General features: G+C 62.1%; 11 protein-coding genes. 5 read left to right on the top strand and 6 right to left on the bottom strand.

What is annotated here, in order from left to right; all coding sequences use genetic code 11:
• The first annotated feature begins 55 nt into the window (after positions 1–55).
• Complete coding sequence (locus tag NVV77_RS06070) at positions 56–1,081, top strand: NAD(P)/FAD-dependent oxidoreductase (RefSeq protein WP_295411582.1); 1,026 nt, start codon at positions 56–58, stop codon at positions 1,079–1,081.
• Positions 1,082–1,251: 170 nt separating this feature from the next.
• Positions 1,252–1,575 carry a 2Fe-2S iron-sulfur cluster-binding protein gene (locus NVV77_RS06075; protein ID WP_295411583.1) on the top strand — a complete coding sequence of 108 codons (324 nt, stop codon included), beginning with the start codon at positions 1,252–1,254 and terminating at the stop codon, positions 1,573–1,575.
• A 9-nt stretch (positions 1,576–1,584) separates the two neighbouring features.
• Here NVV77_RS06075 and NVV77_RS06080 read toward each other — a convergent pair whose 3' ends face one another.
• From NVV77_RS06080 to NVV77_RS06105, 6 genes are all read right to left on the bottom strand, one after another.
• Complete coding sequence (locus NVV77_RS06080; protein WP_295411584.1) at positions 1,585–2,049, bottom strand: MarR family transcriptional regulator; 465 nt, start codon at positions 2,047–2,049, stop codon at positions 1,585–1,587.
• Between the two features lie 23 nt (positions 2,050–2,072).
• Positions 2,073–3,212 (bottom strand): twin-arginine translocation pathway signal protein, encoded by a 1,140-nt coding sequence (locus NVV77_RS06085; protein ID WP_295411585.1) that lies wholly within the window; start codon positions 3,210–3,212, stop codon positions 2,073–2,075.
• A gap of 110 nt (positions 3,213–3,322) precedes the next feature.
• Positions 3,323–4,330, bottom strand: coding sequence for a YcjF family protein (locus tag NVV77_RS06090; protein ID WP_295411586.1), 1,008 nt, complete (start codon positions 4,328–4,330; stop codon positions 3,323–3,325).
• On the bottom strand, positions 4,327–5,778 hold the full coding sequence (locus NVV77_RS06095) for a YcjX family protein (RefSeq protein ID WP_295411587.1): 1,452 nt from the start codon (positions 5,776–5,778) through the stop codon (positions 4,327–4,329). The genes NVV77_RS06090 and NVV77_RS06095 overlap by 4 nt, the downstream gene beginning before the upstream one ends.
• 90 nt (positions 5,779–5,868) lie before the next feature.
• A complete protein-coding gene (metA, locus tag NVV77_RS06100; protein WP_295411588.1) occupies positions 5,869–6,780 on the bottom strand; it encodes a homoserine O-succinyltransferase in 912 nt (303 codons plus the stop codon).
• A gap of 65 nt (positions 6,781–6,845) precedes the next feature.
• On the bottom strand, positions 6,846–7,712 hold the full coding sequence (locus tag NVV77_RS06105) for an ATPase (protein ID WP_295411589.1): 867 nt from the start codon (positions 7,710–7,712) through the stop codon (positions 6,846–6,848).
• A gap of 296 nt (positions 7,713–8,008) precedes the next feature.
• Here NVV77_RS06105 and NVV77_RS06110 point away from each other — a divergent pair, with 296 nt between their 5' ends.
• From NVV77_RS06110 to NVV77_RS06120, 3 genes are all read left to right on the top strand, one after another.
• A complete protein-coding gene (locus NVV77_RS06110) occupies positions 8,009–10,132 on the top strand; it encodes a flagellar hook-basal body complex protein (RefSeq protein WP_295411590.1) in 2,124 nt (707 codons plus the stop codon).
• Between the two features lie 215 nt (positions 10,133–10,347).
• Entirely contained in the window at positions 10,348–12,210 is a 1,863-nt protein-coding gene (gene flgK, locus NVV77_RS06115; RefSeq protein WP_295411591.1) for a flagellar hook-associated protein FlgK, read from the top strand.
• A gap of 14 nt (positions 12,211–12,224) precedes the next feature.
• Positions 12,225–14,429, top strand: coding sequence for a hypothetical protein (locus tag NVV77_RS06120; protein ID WP_295411592.1), 2,205 nt, complete (start codon positions 12,225–12,227; stop codon positions 14,427–14,429).
• Positions 14,430–14,596: the final 167 nt, after the last annotated feature.

Below are 14,596 nucleotides of genomic sequence, written 5' to 3' on the forward strand. Positions count from 1 at the left end.
TGGGACCAACTTTTCCGGAGCCGCAGCGGCTCCGGTGTCGAACTGGACTTTGAAAATGAGCACTGAGATCACCACCGACGTTGTCGTCATCGGCGCTGGCCCCTGCGGCCTGTTCGCGGCTTTCGAACTCGGGCTCCTCGACATCAAATGCCACTTCATCGACATTCTGGATCGTCCCGGCGGCCAGTGCGCCGAGCTTTATCCGGAAAAGCCGATCTATGACATTCCGGCTTTCCCCATGGTCACCGGCCAGCAGCTGACCGACAACCTGATGGCGCAGATCGCGCCGTTCTCGCCAGAATTCCATTTCTCGCGCATGGTCAATTCCATCGAGAAGCTCGAAGACGGCTCCTTCAAGCTGCAGACCGATGCCGACGAAACCTTCTTCACCAAGGTCGTGGTGATCGCGGCCGGTGGCGGTTCGTTCCAGCCCAAGCGCCCGCCGGTGCCCGAAATCGAGCAGTTCGAAAACAAGTCGGTCTTCTATGCCGTGCGCAAGATGGAAGATTTCCGCGGCCAGGACGTCGTCATCGTCGGCGGCGGTGACTCGGCGCTCGACTGGACGCTGAACCTGCAGCCGATCGTCCGCACCCTGACGCTGGTGCACCGTCGCGACGCCTTCAAGGCGGCCCCGGCTTCGGTCAACAAGATGAAGGAACTGGTCGCCGACGGTAAGGTCAACTTCCAGCTCGGCCAGATCGCCAAGCTCGATGGCGAAAACGGCCAGATCAACCACGTGCATCTGACGACCGATGCCGGCGATCTCTCGATCCCCGCCACGCGCCTGCTGCCGTTCTTCGGCCTCACCATGAAGCTCGGCCCGGTGGCCGATTGGGGCCTTGAGCTCAATGACAACACCATCGTCGTCGACACCGAAAAGTTCCAGACCTCGGTGCCCGGCATCTTTGCCATCGGCGATATCAACTACTACCCCGGCAAGCTCAAGCTGATCCTCTCGGGCTTCCACGAAGCGGCGCTGATGGCCCAGGCGGCCAAGGCAATCGTTTCGCCGGGCGAACGCGTGGTGTTCCAGTACACCACCAGTTCCACGAAGCTGCAGAAGAAGCTGGGTGTGGCGTAACGCCAGCCCATCCTCCGACCACCGCGTCATCCCCGCGAAAGCGGGGATCTCACTCGGCCCGCATCGAGATTCCCGCTTTCGCGGGAATGACGCCGTGGCAGGAACGAATGTCCTACTTGCCTTGCCGCCTCATAGAAGGCTAAGCACGCCCCGCTGTTGAGGAGCGCCCCATGAAGATCACCGTTACCGACCAGGCAGGCGAAGTGCACGAGCTCGAAGGGCTCGAAGGCTGGCGCGTCATGGAAGTCATTCGCGACTGGGGCCTCAACATCAAGGCCGAATGCGGCGGCGCGCTGAGCTGCGCCACCTGCCATGTCTATGTCGACAACGAATGGCTCGGCGCTGTCGGCGCGCCGAGTGACGAGGAAGAGGACATGCTCGATAGCGTGGGCGACGTAAAGCCGAACTCGCGGCTTTCCTGCCAGATCCTCTGCTCGGATGATCTGGATGGGCTCAAGCTGTCCCTGGCGCCGAGCGCGTCCAAGGATTTTTGAGGTAGCGCCTCAGCCGATGCTTGGCGCATCGCGCTCAGCATCGAGCAGTTTTCGCACCTTTTCCAGCACCGGCAAGGCGGTGAGCAGTTCGTCCGCCGAAACGCCTTCAATGACGAACTGAAAAGCCGGCGCGAGCCGGGCAATGGCATCATCGCGAAAAGCGCGGCCCTCCGGGGTCAGCCTGACCAGCTTTGAGCGGCGGTCCGTCGGGTGCGGCTCGATGGCGACAAAGCCATGCCGGCCGAGCACGGTCAGCGTATGGGTCATGGTGGCTTTGGTCACCTGGAGCGCATTGGCGATCTGCAGCGGCGTGCGGCCATCGCCAAGGCGGGCCAGGTGATTGAGCACGATGAAATGGGACAGATGCAGGCCGAGTGGAATGAGGCGTGTAAACAGCGCGCTCGCCAGTTGCGAAACAATGCCGATCTCGTTGAAGAACCCGAAAACCAGAGTTCCGGCCTGCTCCTTGTCCATGTCCGCTTACCCTGAAAACGCCGTTAGATGATCTTGGCCTCCAGCGGCCAGCGCGGACTGGGGCCAATTGCATCGGCATAGCCCAGCCGTGCCAACATTTGGACGGTCCCGCCCGCAGGTGCAAGCCATTGATGGGCCTCGGCGTAGCAGTCGGCCATTTCGGGAAATTCCTGGAGCGCCTGGCTTAACGGTTGCAGCCCCAAGCCCGCCGCGCTGGCAGCGAGATTGATGCGCACCCAATCGCGACCGGCCGCGATCTGGTCCTGTCGCGTATTGGTGCCGCTCACCAGCCAGACATGCGCCATGGCCGAGGAGGTATTGGCCAGCACGACATCCTTGCCCTGCGCAAAGACCATCGAGTTCGGATCGGCCGCAGTTTCTCTGGTGAAGAGGCCGAAAAGGGCAAGCGTGTCGAAGAGCGGGCCGCCGAAGTCGATGCCGTCGGGGTTGGCTTCAATTTCGGCCTTGCCGAGGCGCATCAGGTCGACGCTTTCCCTGTAGGTTCGCGGGGTGTCGATTTCGATCAGCATGGCGCGTCCAGTCAGGTCGCGGAGCCTTGCGACATGCTCGGCTTCGGCGCTGCTGCCGATGGTCAGCCCATGGCTTCCGGCGGCGTGCAGGGAGGCGAGTGTTTCGGGCGACACCGGCCGGGCGAGGTCATATGGATCTTTCAGCGAGCGCCGGTTGAGCACTTGGGCAAAGAGCGGGTCCGGAGTGACGCTGCCATCGGCAATGAACCGGGCGCGCGCTACCGGCCGCTGGTCCAGCCCCTCAGCGCTATCCCCTTCAGGAAAGAGCGCAAGATCGACCCGGTAGCCGTCCTCTGCAGCTGCAAGGATCATCAGTTCGAGGAAACATCCGAGGCCAATGGTGATCTGGCGGTTGAAAGGATCGGTCTCCGGCAACAGGCGGTTGGTGTCGACATAGAGCGTGATTTCGCCTTCGGTCCCGAGGTCGACAAGCCACGGCTGCCGATTGTGCGGATTGGGCGCGAGAATGGCGAAGGAAAGCGCCCGACGTCGCGGTTCATCGTAAAGCGAGGTGGCCGCCCAAGGAGCGAGCGCCCGGTCCGGGGTTCGCGTCGCGGCAAAGGTGCCGCCGGCCGCGCCCGCCGCCAGCACGATGCCGCCACCGGCCAGGGCAAGAAATTGTCTGCGTCGCATGATATCCCTCATGTAGTTCGATGTCGTACTAGTAGTATGACATCGAACTACATTCAAGAGGCGCGACAGCGTCCGCGCGGAACGCCTTGCCGACAGGATGGAGGGTGATCCTACGTGGTGCGTTCACCCAGCTTGGCGAGTTCGGGAATGAAATCCCGCACCATGGGCTGCGGTAGGGTTTCGTAGGGCAGGGGGCGCACGACGCGCATGGCGGCGATGCCCACACGGACCGTCATAAGCCCGTTGACGACACCTTCGCCGAGGCGGGCGGAAAGTTTTGCCGCAAGTCCCTGGCCGACCAGTTGCTCGACAATACCATCGGTGAGCACGAGACCGCCTGTGACGGCAAGATGGGCCAGAACCGCGCCGGTGAGCCGCCAGAACCCGAAGAAGCCGGGGCGCGCGCCATAAAGGGCCGCGATGGCTCCGGCAAGCCGCACACTCTCGTAGATGACGAAGGCGACATCGACGAGCGCCCGGGGCGATACTGCTGTTACCAGCGCCACCCGTCGCGCCGAGGCAGCCGTCAGCGCCTTTGCGCGGGCATCGAGCGGGGCCATCAGGCTGCGTTCGGTGAGAGTGATGATCTCGTTGCCGTCGAAGAGATGCGGAAGATTGCTTTTCACCACTTCGCGGCTGCGCGCCATGTCCGGGCGATCGGCGTAGATGGCTCCGAGACGCTCGGCGACGTGTCGGGCCAGTTTCTGGTCATCATCGCTACGGGCTCGCGCTGCGTCGGTCTTGAGAGCGTCCAGCACACGCAATCGCCGAAGGGCGAAGATTTCTCGCGCCAAGAGCGCCAGAAGGGCAACGACGAAAGCGCCGAGCACACCAAGGCCGGCCCAGCCGAGCCATTCATAGCGGGCGAAGAGGTCGCGGATCAGGCGGTCGGCGGCGAGCGCCAGGCCGGCCGAAACGAGAATGCCGCCCGCGGTCCAGGCAATGCGGCCAATCCAGCCCATACGCCGTGGCGGCGGACCGACGAGGTCAGGCTCCAGTTCGGGGTCGAACGAGGTTTCGACGATCTCGGCCTCATCAGGGGCAAAGGCGCGCGGAATGCGGACCGGCGTGGTTGTTTCGCTCTGCGTCTGGGTGGGGCGGGCGATGGGACGCTTCATGCCATCCAGTCTCCAATAAGATAGTCGAGCGCGCGGTCGAAGCGGATATGGGGCAGCACTACCTCACCGTTCGCATTGGTCTCGAGCTTTTGCGGCGGGGTGAAGCGCAGGAAATTCAGCGCCACGGGCTGTCCGTTCTCGAACAATGAATCGGGACGTTCGGGTAAGTCACCGGGAAACAAGGCGATTTCGGTTTTGCCGTCATAGGTCGTGCCGTCCAGCTCCTCACCCGCCTGCGGCGTGCCGATCAGCGTCGGCAGCGTCTCGCCCTGCTCGCGGATCGTGCCTTCGCTGGTGGCGCGAATGGCTGCGAGGGCGAGCGACTTGGTCTCGGCCCCGGCAAAACGTGCCCGCTTGCTGGCATTGCCAACGAGGCGGTTGAGAATGGCCTCCAACCGATCGTGGCTCGTGTGGTGCACATGGTCCGCCTTGGTGGCGGCGAACAAGATGCGATCGATGCGCCGACTGAAGGGGCGGAGCAGAGGATTGGCCTCGCCCTGCCGGAAGCAGGCGAGCACGGCGGTGAGTGCCGTCTCCAGATCGGCAACGGCCGCCGGCCCCGTATTCAGCGCTCGCAAAGTGTCCACCAACACAACTTGCCGATCCAGCCGGGCAAAATGATCGCGGAAGAAGGGGCGGATCACCTGGGCCTTGTAGGCCTCGTAGCGGTTTTCCAGCATGGCATAGAGGCTGTTGCCGCGGATTGGCTGGCTCGGGCGCGGCAGCGGCGCGAAGGTGAGGGCTGGCGAGCCTTCGAGGTCGCCGGGGAGCAGGAAGCGGCCGGGCGGTAGAGTGGAAAGCGCGCCATGCTCGCGGCTGCGACGGAGATAGGTCGTGAAGGCCGTAGCAAGGTGCTCGGCACTGAGATCACTGGCGTCCTTGAGAACGTCGGTGCTGTCGAGTTCGGCAAGGAAGGTTGCTGCTTCGTCCGCATGCCCGGGCTGCCGTGCCCGCTCCAGCGCTTCGGCGCTCCACTCGGCAAAACTCTTGCCGAGCAGCGGCAGGTCGAGCAGCCACTCGCCGGGATAGTCGACAATATCGAGATTGAGCGTGGCAGGGCCCGAAAATCCGGCCCACCATTTCGCCGACTGGAATTTCAGCACGATCCGCAGCTGCGAAATCCGCCGCGTGCTTTCGGGCCAAGTCGCGGGTCGCCCGGTCAGCGCCGCCATATGCTGTTCATAGGCGAAGCGCGGGATCGTCGCGTCCGGGTACTCGGCCAATTTCGCGCCGATGAACCGACCCTCGGCCAGCGGCGAAAAGCCGGGCAGGCGGCCTTGCGTGAGCAGGTTGTGGATCAGCGACGTGATAAAGATCGTCTTGCCGGCCCGGCTGAGGCCGGTCACGCCCAGCCGCAGGGTTGGCGTAAGCACCCCGGTGGCGCTGTCGGCAAGATTGGCAAGGGCAATGCCCAGCTCGTCGGTGATGGTGGTGGGCGGTTGCGGCAAAACTTATTTCCCCATGCGTCCCTGCAAGTTAGGGACTGGGGGGCCTTTTGCAAGGGCGGAGGCGGCGCAGACGCACCGCCTCGCAAAGTCTTACGGCTTGCCGATCTCGCAGAGATCGTAGGGCGTCGTCTGGTAAATCTCGTTGATCCAGTTCTGGAACAGGAGATGGGCATGGCTGCGCCAGCGGTTCTCCGGCTCTACTGATGTATCCCCATTGGGGAAGAGATTGACCGGCGGCGTGGTGTCGAGCCCCGCCTTCACGTCGCGCTCATATTCATCGGCCAGCGAGCGGTTGTCATATTCCAGGTGATTGAGGAAATAGACCGACTTGCCCGACTTTTCGCCGAGCATGCAGAGACCGATATCGCTGTCCATCAACACTTCAAGATCGTCGCCGACGCTTGCTCGATCGATGTCGTTGTAGCGCGATACCGGGATCATCGGGCTGTCCGACATGCCCCGCAGGAAGGGCGAGCGCGGGTTGGTGATGCGATGGCGGTAAACGCCAAAGGCCTTCTCGTCCATGCGGTACCGCTTGACGCCATGGAAGTGGTGCAGGGCGGCCTGTGCGCCCCAACAGATGAACATGGTGTGGTGCACATTGGTGCGTGTCCACGCCATGATTTCCAGCATCTCGTTCCAGTAGCGTACGTCCTCGAACGGGATATGCGCAATCGGCGCGCCAGTGACGATAAAGCCGTCGAACTTGCGTTCCTTCACCTCTTCCCAGGTCTGGTAGAAGGTCGTCAGGTACTCTTCCGAGGTGTGCTTGGACTGGTGCTCGGTGATGCGCACGAGCGAGAGATTGATCTGCAGCGGCGTAGCACCGATCAGGCGCGAAAACTGCGTCTCGGTGCGCTCCTTGTTCGGCATCAGGTTGAGAAGGCCGAACTCAAGCGGACGAATATCCTGCCGCGCGGCGCGGCTGGAATCCATGACATTGACGCCCTCGTCTTCGAGGGTTTTGCGGGCAGGCAGATTATCGGGAATGCGAATAGGCATATGAGCCTCTAAAAGGGCAATGAAAAGCGGATTTCGGGCATTGGCGCGTCCCCGTGGGGCACGCGCTAACGCATTCGCTTTTCGATGGCTGCTGCGACCAGATCGACGAATTCGTCGCCGTCGCGCACCATGGCCAGGTCCGAAGCCTCGACCGTGTAGCCAAAATTGTCGGCCAGCGCCTGATAGCGTGGCAGGCGGTTGTGCAGCAGCGCTTCAAAACCCCAAGCGCCGAACTTTGCCGGATCGACGTCGTTGTCTGCGCTGATGTTGTTCATCTGCTTGAACTCGGCCCATTTCTCGACGAGGAAGGCCGGCCGGTAATACATCGGCTTGGGGCTGTGCTTGAAGCGGCGCACCAGTTCGGCTGCGTCCTTGTCGGTGCCGCGAATATAGAGCAGCAGCGTGTTCTCAGCGAGTGTCTTCACCACCGGATCGTTCGGGTCATCGTGGTCGATGACTTCGATCAGCGAACCGCCGGTATCGGCGATGAAATCATTGTAGTCATAGAGCGCCTTGGCGCGCTCCACGAAGTGCGGCACATCGAGCAGGGCAGAAATTTCCGCCACGCGATGCTGCTCCTGCCGTCGCTGATACTCCGCCAGCGGCAGGCCACCCTTCTGCGGATCGCCGGGCGTGCCGAGATAGCTCGAAAGCGGATCGAGATTGTCGAAGGTGATGTTGGACGAGATGTAGATCGAGTCCGAGCGCAGGAGCTGCGCCAGGAATGGCACCTTCATGGCCTCGGCCTTGAAGTTGTCGACGATGTATTCGCCCATGTGCCGCGTGCCGATGCGATAGTCGACCGAATAGTGGAACCAGCGGTTCTTCCGCAGGAGGTTCGACAGCCGCGTCTTGCCCACGCCAGCCATGCCGAAGACCGTGATGGCACGGCGCGGCGCATTGATGAACTGGTCGGGCGTTTCAAACAGCATGTCTGGGACTTTTCTTCGGGCAGGCAGCGCGACAAAACAAAGACTTAGAGACGGTTCGGTGTTTGCCACAAAACGCCGATCCGCTCCAGAGCAATCCCATTAAACGCGGCATCGGCGGAAGTCAGGCGGCATTTTTTGCCATACGCCACGCCCTTTTCTGCCGATCGGCAGGGTAGGGAGCCTGCTTCAGAGTCAAAAACATAAGTTACTTCATATGGTTAACGAGTTGGCATTGCCCTTGCATTGCTTGGGGCAAACAGGCGCTTGCCTCGTCTTTTGGGGAACTGGAGTTTTAAATGGGTATTTTTGGCGCTCTTCAAAGTGCGGTTTCTGGCCTCAAGGCTCAGTCGCATGCCATGGAGAACATCTCGGGCAATATCGCCAATTCGCAGACGATTGGCTACAAGCGTATCGACACCAGCTTTGTTGATATGATCCCCGACGCGCCCGTCAAGCAGCAGATTGCTGGCGCGGTCTCCTCCTATTCGCGCTCGATGAATACGCTGCGCGGCGACATCCAGAATGCTGATACCGAAACCTACATGGCCCTCAACGGCAATGGTTTCTTCGTTACGGAAAAGGCCGACGGTTCGGGCGGCACCTTCTACACCCGCCGCGGTGACTTCGACATCGACCGCAACGGCTACCTCGTCAACGGCGCAGGCTACCGGCTGACGGGCCTCGGCATGAACAATGGCGTTGTGACCGGTTCGGTCGCTGAAGCCGTCAAGATCGACAACTCGTTCCTCCCGGCCAAGCGCTCGACCACCATCAACTACCAGCTCAACCTGCCGCAAAGCCCGAAGACGGCTTCCTACGTGTCGACCACGCCGGGCAGCGAACTGCTGAAGCCCTGGAGCTATTCGGGCGACGTGATGGGGACCCCCATTGCGCCGAAAATCAGCGGCATGTCCCCTCAGCCGACCACCATTCCTGCCTATGGCTACGGTAACATCGTTGATCCCAATGCGCTTGCATCGACGTTGTCGATTCCGGACGGTCACCAGCTGACTATCGACATCCAGGGTACTACGCGCACATACACGTTCGGCCCCGTCGCTCCTCAGGTGCCGACCGCGCCACCTGTGACCATCGCCAGCATGCTTGCAGATATCGAGGGCAGGCTCCAGCTTGCGACGGGCGGGAACGAGCGCGTCGGTATCAAGGACGGCCGTGTGTTTGTCCAGCTGGACGCTGGCAGTACGGACACCCTTACTTTCGGCGGTACAGCGGCTCCCTTGCTTGGTCTGAGCACGGTCCAGTCAGCCATTCTGCCGGCCGCCTACACCTCGGCCAATATGCCGGCCGACCTCATGGGTACCGGTGGTATTCACAACAAGACGCTGGACGTCACCGTCGGTGGTGTGACGCGCAAATATCTGCTCGATGCGACCGGCACGCTGACCGCTGGCTCGGGTGTGGTGAAGGTCGATGCTACCGGCTCGATGAAGGAAATGCTGGACGTCATCCAGGCCGATCTTCGCGCCTATGGCGGCGCCGGCGCGAGCGGTGCTACGGTGAACTGGGACACGACCAACGGTCTTGTCATCGACTTCCCTGGCAACTATCGGTCTGACGTTGCGATAGCCGGCACTGCAGCTACGGCCTTGAACGTCGTGGGCTCGCAGAACGCCGCAACCGGCGCGTTGGCCAAAGTCTCCGCAGCCAATTCCGAACTGTTCGTCAAGGAGTCCATCTCCGGCGGCGGCATCACCGTCTACTCGCAGACCGGCGAGCCGGTGAACGTTCAGATGCGCTGGGCCAAAGTCTCCGACGAAGCTGGTATTGCCACGTGGAGCCTGTTCTACGCGTCGGACTCCGCGCCTGGCGCAACTGACGCCTGGACCAAGATGGCCGACTACACCTTCGATCAGGGTGTGCTCTCAAACATCACTGGTAACGGCTCGGGCGTCACGGTGAGTGGTAAAGAGCGCCTGACCATCACCGATCTGTCTGTCAACGGCCGCAGCTTCGGCTCGATCACCGTTGATCACGGCCTCAAGGGCATGACCCAGTTTGCCGACAATTCCGGCATGGCCACCACCACCCAGCTCAAGCAGGACGGTTATGGCGCCGGCGAGTTCATCTCGGTTGGTATTTCCGACGAAGGCCAGGTGATCGCCTCCTACACCAATGGCGAAACCCGCGCCGTGGCCCAGATCATCACCGCCAGCTTCTCCAACCCCAACGCCCTGAAGCGCGGCGATGGCGGTGCCTACACGGCCACCACCGAATCCGGCGAAGCCATTATCAACCAGTCGGGCGAAGGCATCGTGGGCTCCTCCACCGAAGCCTCCAACACTGACATCTCGGAAGAATTCACCAAGCTGATCGTCACCCAGCAGGCCTACTCGGCCAATACCAAGATCGTGACCGCAGCCGACGAGATGCTTCAGGAAGCTCTCAACATGATCCGCTGAGGCAAGCCAATGCTTTTGGAATGCGGCACATCTTCCTACCGGCCTTTCGGGCTGTCTGGCCGGTTAATGCCCTGCCCGGGCGGGGAGAACCGCAGCATTCCCTTTTTATCCATGGTCCCGGCGCATGCGCCGGGACTCGCCATTTCTCAGATTCGCCGTGTCTTCGGTCTGGCCATTAGCGCCTTGCAGAGGTTCGGCACCAAAGGAGACCCGCTATGGGTTTGACGGTTGCAATCGGGAATGCGCTTTCCGGCCTCAAGGCCAGCCAAACGGCGCTGGAAGTCATTTCCCGCAATATCTCGAATGCCGGTACCCCCGGCTATCACAAGCAGACGCTCAACGTCGTTGAAGTCGGCCGTGGCGACAATTCCTATGTCCGCGCCGGCAATGTCGACCGTGCCTTCGACTCCATCCTGCAGAATTACTACACCAAGCAGGTGCCGGAGACGGCCTATTCGGTGACGCGCGCCACTTTCATGGATCGCATGCAGACCTCGCTCGGCAAGCCGGGCAGTGCTGGTTCCATGGATACCATGCTGGGCAAGCTGCAGAACGCACTCGATGCCCTGGCGACGAGCCCGGACAACTACGCGACCCGCGCCGATGTGGTCACCAAGGCCACCGACATGGCCAATACGCTGAACCAGCTCTCGAAAGAGGTGCAGGCGATGCGGCGCGAGGCCGAGACCCGGATGGCGTCGACGGTCGACCAGGTCAATTCCATGCTCACCTCGCTGCGCGACGTGAACCTGGTGCTGGCCGACTATGGCGTCGACCAGAACACGCGCAATAGCCTGCTCGACCAGCGCGACCGCCTCGTCTCCGGCCTCTCAGAAACGATGGATCTTCGGGTCGACTACAATCCCGACGGCACCGTGCGCCTCGCCACCCGCTCCGGCGCGGCGCTGCTCGACGTAAAGCCCTCGCTGCTCGTCTTCGAACAGGCGGGTTCGCTGACCCCGACCACCGAGTTCAACGTCGACGACAGCAAGAACGGCGTCGGCAAGCTCATCATCGAGACGCCGAACGGCACCCGCATCGATCTCGTCAAGGACGGCGCGATCCGCTCGGGTTCGCTCGGCGCCCTGATCGAACTGCGTGACACGACCCTGCAGGATGCCCAGCGTCAGCTCGATGACGTCGCCGCAGCCCTGGCCCAGGTCTTTTCCTCGGCGCAGGAGCCCGGCACGGCTGTCGCCGGTCCGCCGTCGGGTTTCGACATGGACCTCAGCAAGCTCCAGGATGGCGACGATTTCACCATCAAGTACCGCGGCAATGACGGCGTCGAACGCACCGCGAAGGTCGTTCGCGTCGATGACCCGGCAAAACTCCCGCTGACCAGCCCTGACAGCTTCGGCAATCAGGTCGTGGGCGTTCGTTTCGCCGGCAATGGTGTCGCCGGTAGCGTCGACATGTCCTACATCACCAGCGTACTCAACTCGTCGCTGACCGTCGGCCCGACGTTCTCGGGTACGGGCTCGACGCTGGAAGTGCGCGCCAATGGCAACGGCACGCCGATCAACGCCTCCACCCGCTGGACCGCCACGGACCTGCAGGGCGGACAGATGGGCATGCCGCTCTTCCTCGATGCCGAGGGCAAGCCCTTCACCAACTCGCTGTCGGGCTCTGGGCAGCGTCTCGGCTTTGCCGGCCGCATCACCATCAATCCCGCCGTCGTCGCCGACAATACGCTGTTGGTCAACTACAGCGCGACCACGGCCTCGGGCGACAGCAAGCGCGTCGACTACATCACCGAACAGTTCAACAACATGCGGTTCGGTTCGAACTCGCAGGTCGGGGCCAAGAGTGGCGGTTTCCGCCTGTCGGGCTCGTTGAGCGACATGGTCTCGCAGGTGATGGAATACCAAGGCAGCTCCATCCAGACGGCGCTGTCGGCCAGCGAAACCAATAGCCAGACGCTCGATGCCATCACTTCGCGCATGGAAGAGAGCTATGGCGTCGATATCAACGAGGAAGTGGCCAGGCTGATGGAGTTGCAGAACGCCTATGCCGCCAATGCCCGCGTTGCCTCGGTCGTGCAGGAATTGCTCGACACCCTCATGCAGTCGTTCACGTAAGGGGCTGAGTTCAGATGCTGATCAATAAATCCATGTATCCGGTCAATGCGGGCTACAGCGCCATCTCGACCATGCAGAACCAGCTCGGCAAGCTCCAGACCCAACTTGGGTCTGGAGAAAAGTCGCAGACCCTTGCCGAAATGGGCTTTGACCGCACCGTGTCGCTCGCGACGCGCAACCGTCTGACCAAGCTCGATTCCTTCGCGGCCAATATCGACACGGTCAATCTCCGGCTCAACTTCCTCGACCAGGGCTTTACGTCCCTCGCCAAGCTCAAGTCCGAGACCCGGACGTCGGCGACGCCCACCAGCTATGGCGAGAACAATCTGACCATGGTGAGCCTGCAGAAGGACTCGCAGAACCGCCTGTCGCAGCTGCTCGAAACGCTGAACCTCAGTGTCGCGGGCCGCTATCTCATGGGCGGCAACAAGACCGACAGCGCGCCGGTCGCCACCTATGACCAGATCATGTATGGCGAAGGCACTGCCGACGGCTATCTCCGCGTCGCCGAAGAACGCCGCAAGGCGGATCTGGGCGCCGACTCCGCCGATACGCTCTCCAATGTCGGCCTGCCGCGCTCGAAGGTTCTCGGTCCCTGGGAGAACAAGCTCGTTCTCTCCTCGGCCGAATTCGACCGGTTCGGCTACAAGCTCATGTCGATCTCGGGCAATACGGACACGACACAGACTTCCGGGCCGACCGCTGACCCGTTGGCGCCCACCGTGCAGGTAAGCGCACAGCCGGCACCGGGCGACATCGTCTCGTTCACGATGACGCGTCGCGACGGCAGCACGCAGACCTTCTCTGCCCAGGCCGTGGCCGGTGCGGCCGACGCTGATGCAGTACCGCCGCAGTACACGATTGGCGGTACGCTGGAACAGACGGCCGGCAATCTTGAAGACCTCATGGGCCAGAAGCTCGGGAACCTCGAGAATTTCAAGGTTATCACCCCCTCCGATGCCGACGTGAAGGTGATTGGCTACACCGATGGCATGAATTCGGTTTCGGTCACCTTCGGCAAGCAGCCCGTGGATGGCGAAGTCATCACCATCGGCGTCAAGGACAATCAGGGCGTTACGCGGGACTTCCAGTTCAAGGCGGTCACGGGTCCGGTCAATCCAGCGGCAAATCCGCCGGAATACCTCATCGGCGCCGATCGCAAGGAAACGCTCAAGAACCTCCAGGGTCTCATCGAGACGGAGATGGGAGGGCTCACGGCACCGGTGAAGATGGGTCGGCTGACGGCCGGCGTGGATCCCGGCAACAATCGGATCGTCAACATCGCCGAACAGAGCCCGCCGACCATCTTCGGCTACAAGCTGTCCTCGGCTTCGACGACCAGCAGCAAGATCAATGTCAGTGCGATTGCCGGCAACCCGGCAAGCATGAGCGTTGAATTCATGGACAATCCGCGTGCCGGCGAATCCGTGACCATTAACCTCAAGATGCCGGATGGCACCAGCACGCCGATCGTACTGCAGGCCGTTGATCGCGAACCGGTTACCGGCCAGTTCGTTATCGGCGCCACGCCAGAGGAAACCACGGCCAATTTCGAAGCAGCCCTGAAGCTCAAGCTCGACCAGACCAGCAAGACTGAACTGGTCGCCGCCTCCAGCTACGCTGCAGCCGACGACTTCTTCACCACCGACGGGGTGGCGCGCCGCATCGATCTTTCGGGCGGCAACCCGGAAACCGCGACGGTCTTTGCGGCACCCAATACCCGTGAGACGGTGAAGTGGTACACGGGCGAAATCGGCACTACCGGTGACAATCCGCGCCTGTCGGCGACCGCCCAGGTCGACGATTCCACCAAGGTCGGCTATGGCGTCCGCGCTAACGAGACGGGCCTGCGTGACCTGGTCAAGACGCTCGCGGCCATGAGCTCGCAGGAATACGACATCAACGACACGACCTCGAAGGCGCGCTTTAGCGCCATGGTCGAGCGGCAGATGGCGACAACCTCGAGCGCCACGGCGACAAACAAGGGTTCGATCGAGCAGATCGGCCTCGAACTGGGCGTGGTTCGCGCCACGACCGGCGGCGCCGCCGAGCGCAATACCGCCGCTTCCGGCCAGCTTGAAACGCTGCTGAGCCAGGTCGAGACGGTGAGCATGGAAGAAACCGTGATGCAGCTTCTGGCGCTCAAGACGCGCCTCGAAGCCAGCTACCAGACAACGGCGACGGTGGCCGGTCTGAGCCTCGTCAACTACCTCAAATAGGCGCCAGAAGGCGTCCTAGTGGCCAGAAGGCCGAAACGAATACGGGGCGCGCAAGCGCCCCGTTTTGTTTTTGGGAGGATCTTTGTGCGGGCGGAAGCTACTCAAGCAAGGCGTCCGTATCGCCTTTGACTCCCCACCACCGCGCTGTCCTCGGCCAAGCCCGAGGG

Origin of the sequence: Devosia sp. (assembly GCF_024707125.1) — a bacterium.
Taxonomy (GTDB): domain Bacteria; phylum Pseudomonadota; class Alphaproteobacteria; order Rhizobiales; family Devosiaceae; genus Devosia.